This window comes from Pseudoalteromonas sp. PS5, from assembly GCF_004103255.1.
GTDB classification, from domain to species: Bacteria; Pseudomonadota; Gammaproteobacteria; order Enterobacterales; family Alteromonadaceae; genus Pseudoalteromonas; species Pseudoalteromonas peptidolytica.
Genome location: NZ_RCSQ01000104.1, coordinates 1 through 4776 on the forward strand (window position 1 = coordinate 1; position 4776 = coordinate 4776).

Sequence of the window (4776 nt, forward strand, 5' to 3'; positions counted from 1 at the left end):
AAGTCAAATTGGTATTACCTAAATCACTGTCCTAGAATAATAGTACCAGCCCAGAGCAAGGTGAAGCAGCTGTATTACTGCATAAGTCAAAACAACCTAGCAATACTTGTCAAAACACACACATGTCAAATACTTAATTTTCAGCGCATTTCTATAAAACACCGCATGGTGCTATTAGGATAGAGTTTATTTGCTTGGGCCGCAACTGTTTTTAGCAAAGCCAATAAATCCGCTGACGCTCACCCTTTGAGCAGCATGCTTACTTATAACGGGGAGGAATATTGAGTAGTGCTAGGGATCCCAGCACTAAAGCAGCCACCAATTAGACGGCTTTATTCTCTTCTTTCACAATACCAAGTGCTTTTCCTAGCAGCTCTTTGTATAGCTGGCCGCCTTGCAAAATCCCTGCAAGAAGAATGCGTTGAGACTCCAATTCTGCAGCCTTCTTTTGCTGCTCTTTTGTCAGCTTACGCTTATCTTCAGGAAGTTCACTTTCCGCTTCACGCAATGCCGAGCTTCTTTCGTCAACATGTTTATTTAAGTGTTGTTGTACAACACCTATCGCTTGTTCAACTTGTCCTTTTGTTGCCATTTGAAACGCTCGTTGTGTCAGGCTAGCGAAGTCATCTGCTACAATAGCATATCCGTTATTACATTGCGTACATACCGCCGCAAGCTTGCCTGCTATCTCACCAACAATGCTAGGATTGCTACAATACGGACAGCGGGGTAAATTCATACTCATTCTTTGATTTCTCCATTAATACAATAAAATCAAACTATTACACATACTTGATATGCAACCAGCCACTTCATAATGTGAGCCAGAAAGAAATAGCAATATGTAGAGTTTATATTTGTCTCATTCGCATGATGACTTAAATGTCTTCACATTTCAATTGTACAATAATATAGTAGCGCTATTATCACCTTTGAAAAACTTGAGTTCGCATTCTTTGAGCTTGGAGTGCATTGAGGTTTCAGTACTAGCGTTCTCAGATAAATTGGCTAAAAATAATGAACTTGAGCAAAAAAAAGCACCTTCCGTGTTTGGAAGTAAAAATGAACGAACAGTTCGAACCTCTGATGAAACATGGTTCAATCTATGCTAAAGTGATGGCCGATTCGATCCAAGCTACCTTGCTACAAGTAGCAAAGCAAGAGCTTGCTACAGCCGAGGCAGAGCAAGTAATAGGTGAGCTCACAGCACCATCGCTGTGTCGAGATCTTGTTGAAAAAGAGCACAGACTTGCTATATCAGAAGAGCTTACAGCGTTACGAGAAATTGCTATGCTGTTATTGATCTATATTGAAGAGCAAGCGATATAAAATTTCCCATAATACGCATTTATTTTGCGTGTAAATTAATGAGACATGTGACATGACTAATAAAGACAATACAACTGCCGTTGAGCAGTCATTCGAACTACAAAAAATTTACCATAAAAAATCAACTTTCGATGCACCCAATGCACCAGCTGTATTTTTAGATGAGTGGAAGCCCTCTATTAGCGTTGATTTAAATACTGAAGCAAATAGGATAAGCGATACCACTTATGAGGTTGTACTCACTGTGAAGTGTAAAGCTAAAGCCACGAATAGTGATACACAATTATTTAATACAACTGTAGAGCAGGCAGGGATCTTTGAAATTGAGGGCTATGAGGAAACAGAGATCATGGCATTAGTAGGGTCATACTGCCCAGCTCAGCTCTATCCGTTTGCACGCAATCACATTTCCTCTCAAGTGTTACATGGCGGCTTTCCCCAGCTACTTCTGGCGCCTGTCGACTTTGATGCACTACTTGATGATGCAATAAAAAGCGCAGATCAAGAGAGTCAAGGGAGTGAAACAAACGACACCGACGATGAGGTCGAGGTCATCTAGCTAGTAAAAAGCCGACGCTCAGTCGGCTTTTCTAATTCAAATTAGCTTAGTTAAGCTTCTACTTTCAAGCGAGAAAACCTTGCCGATAACAGCGCCCTGCTACCGCAAAGATAAATTCCGCCATATAGTCAGGCAAAAAACCAGTCAACATAGACTATTTTACATTCGGTAGAAGCTCTTTGAGTCGTTGACTCACTTTGAACTGTACAGTGTTGCACGCATCAATAGGAACAGGCTCTTTGGTTGAGGGGTTTCTCCCTAAACGCGCATTGCGTTGAACTACCTTTAGTGTTCCAAATCCTTGCACTCGCACATCTTGTCCTGCTTGCAGAGCGTCACAAAACGCATCAATCACCGCATTCACACAACCACGAGCGTCTGTTTTACTAATTTTCATTGCGTCAGCCACATGATCAGCCAACTCTGTCTTTGAAATTGCCATCTTAAATACCCCTAAATATCTACATGTCTCAGTTAACAACCAAATCATGAAGAGGTAGTAGATATTATTTTGTCACATTTGCATTATAATTTGATAGATATTGTACAATTTAATTCTATCGATTCGATAACAGATTAACGTCACTAAATTGGTAAAGGCCAGTTATGTGATTTTCTCTATTGTACCACGGTGCGCTTAAACACTCGCAGCGCAAAAACGAAAACCTACTTTATAACCGACTAAGTAACATCTAGCTTTCTAAATTAGAGGTTCGACGTTGACGTCGCCGACTGCAAGCACTATCACAAGATGAAAAAGCGTGCTCTTCACCTACAAACTCTCTTGAAGCCAAGCAGTTAGCAACCGCACTGGGTAGTTCTTTGTTTGATATTAGTCCCAGAGCCCGGGCTTTTGCCATTTCAACTGCAATTACAATTTCTTCTGCGCTCATATCAGCATTATATAATCTCAACTGTCCTTGCTCATCATAACCAATGACAAGTCCTTTTATCAATGAAGCGGGATCTCCCTGCGCCAAGCTAGCGCATATTTTTTGGATCTGCGTATCCATAAGTACCATCCTAGATTCTAAATTTTTGAGCTATATGCCTGTAGTTATTTAAATAAAAAGCCACTCCTTAAGCAGGAGTAGCTTTTCGGTTGGGTCTACTTAAAGCACTTATATCACCTTTAAAATATACGCTTTAAAATCATCATATTGCAGAGTCACATGCTGTAAGAACATTTACTATTCCTTCTCACATTGCGAATGTGCTATTTAACAATTAGCGTAAATCTTATGGTGTCTTTATATGTCTCATTTAATGTACAACGGAAACGAATATACTCCGCATGTTACAAGAAATCTAATTAGTGTGCAGGAGTATCCAAGCTTTAATCCCCCTTGTCAATAATCAATTGTAACAAGAATAGAAACATTGCAACATAGTACAGGCACCTTAAAGCAACAAGCAAGTTGTACAATTATCAACCACCTACGATTAGTCAACTGAATTTATCGAAGAGTGATCTAATACAGTTGGCTGAAATACCACTTTTAATGACTAAATTAACAACGGCGACAACACTGCTTATAATGAAAATTGTTGTACAACAAACTCTTTATTTTCAATACTTACGAACATATTCAGCATAATTTCATGTTGGGCAATTGCTGCAACCAAGCAAACGAGAAAGCGCACCAAAACAGGACTTCGGAGGCCAAAATTTACTATTTTGATTTGACAGTCAGCGTCGTAACGTATAGATTTGTCTAGGATATAGCGTAATGGGTTGCATTGCAGTGATTTACATCGAATGCAAATGCAATAAATAGTGTATCAGGAAGACTCGCTAGTGAATTAGGTACAAATCACAGCTAGTTGCTAATTAAATGAGCATTGGTATTAATATTTTAGAGCTATATCAAAAAGTTATGATAAAACTTTTAAATTAAAGTTTAGTTTTTGTCAGTCTTAATCTTTTTAGGCTGTTATCAAATCGGGGCTAACAGTGAGGCTAATTTATGAAATTTAAGAGAGTTGTGCACGAGAAAAGTAATATCGATGGCTCTTCGGCTAGCGCCAAAGCTATCGCCCAAGCTCCTACCATCAAACTTGCAAATGTAAGCGGAAATAATGCCAAGTTAAGACAGGCTAAAGTTGGCTCGGCTATTGACCAAGTTGGGGCTTTAACTGCTGCTCGTGACCTGTTAGACGCTCGCATTGAAGAGGCACAGTCTTCACTTATGGATTTACTCAAAACCTCTACACAGCCTTCCATTGAGGGTAAAAAGTTTGTCGCAAGCAAAACACCAGTCTCCTGTAAACAATTACTTCCTAAAGCAAAAGTAATGACTTCAATGATAGCGCTGTTACAAAAAGCAAATGAACAAAACAAAAACGATGGCGGACTTTTTGAAATGATTTTAAGTCTAGATCCTGACATCATTAATGCACACTTTCTGCCATTACTCGAAGCTATTTTTGAAAAATCGGCACTAACTGAAGAAGCTGAAAAGCTCTATTTTGTCTCTGAAAAGGATGAAGTCGTAATCAGTCTTCGTGAAGCTGTTTAATGTAACCTTTTTTAAGGGCAAGAAACGATATCAGCCTCTTGCCCACCTTCTTACTCTTCTCAAGTCACCAAAATCCAGTTCCCATATTGTACAATATGCTTGTATTATTCATACACTAGATTGCTTATTAAAATATAGGTATATTCGCGAAGTGGTTTTATTTATTTAATCTGAACTCGGGGTAACAAGTGGGTTACTCAACGAAAATACCTAAGCTCAATAGGCATAATATCACGCAAGCCATAAGTTATGTCTTAATACGAAGCAAATTTGTGCATCAATAGATAACCTATTGCAAACAAATTTAGCGCAGCAGTAAAGGATAACCGCTGTGAGAAGACAACTTATTGAGCCTAGCTTATACCAATT

Annotated in this window: 6 protein-coding genes; 3 read left to right on the forward strand and 3 right to left on the reverse strand. The window is 39.0% G+C overall.

Going from position 1 to position 4776, the window contains the following annotated elements; translation table 11 throughout:
• Window positions 1–322: 322 nt before the first annotated feature.
• Window positions 323–739 (reverse strand): hypothetical protein, encoded by a 417-nt coding sequence (locus D9603_RS14090; RefSeq protein WP_128731801.1) that lies wholly within the window; start codon window positions 737–739, stop codon window positions 323–325.
• A gap of 323 nt (window positions 740–1062) precedes the next feature.
• Here D9603_RS14090 and D9603_RS14095 point away from each other — a divergent pair, with 323 nt between their 5' ends.
• On the forward strand, window positions 1063–1329 hold the full coding sequence (locus D9603_RS14095; RefSeq protein ID WP_125251931.1) for a hypothetical protein: 267 nt from the start codon (window positions 1063–1065) through the stop codon (window positions 1327–1329).
• A 52-nt stretch (window positions 1330–1381) separates the two neighbouring features.
• A complete protein-coding gene (gene secB / locus D9603_RS14100) occupies window positions 1382–1888 on the forward strand; it encodes a protein-export chaperone SecB (protein WP_128731802.1) in 507 nt (168 codons plus the stop codon).
• A gap of 154 nt (window positions 1889–2042) precedes the next feature.
• Here secB and D9603_RS14105 read toward each other — a convergent pair whose 3' ends face one another.
• Window positions 2043–2330, reverse strand: a complete 288-nt coding sequence (locus tag D9603_RS14105; protein ID WP_206644500.1) for an HU family DNA-binding protein — start codon at window positions 2328–2330, stop codon at window positions 2043–2045.
• Window positions 2331–2580: 250 nt separating this feature from the next.
• Window positions 2581–2901: a hypothetical protein gene (locus D9603_RS14110; protein WP_125251933.1), complete on the reverse strand. Its 321-nt coding sequence runs from the start codon at window positions 2899–2901 to the stop codon at window positions 2581–2583.
• Window positions 2902–3855: 954 nt separating this feature from the next.
• On the opposite strand from D9603_RS14110, the gene D9603_RS14115 reads away from it, so the two are divergent.
• Entirely contained in the window at window positions 3856–4407 is a 552-nt protein-coding gene (locus D9603_RS14115; protein ID WP_128731803.1) for a hypothetical protein, read from the forward strand.
• The last annotated feature ends 369 nt before the right edge of the window (window positions 4408–4776 follow it).

What these genes read in the sequence shown, in the direction of transcription:
- D9603_RS14090 (WP_128731801.1), bottom strand. Translation starts at nt 739, where the DNA reads ATGAATTTACCCCGCTGTCCGTATTGTAGCAATCCTAGCATTGTTGGT.
- D9603_RS14095 (WP_125251931.1), top strand. Translation starts at nt 1,063, where the DNA reads ATGAACGAACAGTTCGAACCTCTGATGAAACATGGTTCAATCTATGCT.
- secB (WP_128731802.1), top strand. Translation starts at nt 1,382, where the DNA reads ATGACTAATAAAGACAATACAACTGCCGTTGAGCAGTCATTCGAACTA.
- D9603_RS14105 (WP_206644500.1), bottom strand. Translation starts at nt 2,330, where the DNA reads ATGGCAATTTCAAAGACAGAGTTGGCTGATCATGTGGCTGACGCAATG.
- D9603_RS14110 (WP_125251933.1), bottom strand. Translation starts at nt 2,901, where the DNA reads ATGGATACGCAGATCCAAAAAATATGCGCTAGCTTGGCGCAGGGAGAT.
- D9603_RS14115 (WP_128731803.1), top strand. Translation starts at nt 3,856, where the DNA reads ATGAAATTTAAGAGAGTTGTGCACGAGAAAAGTAATATCGATGGCTCT.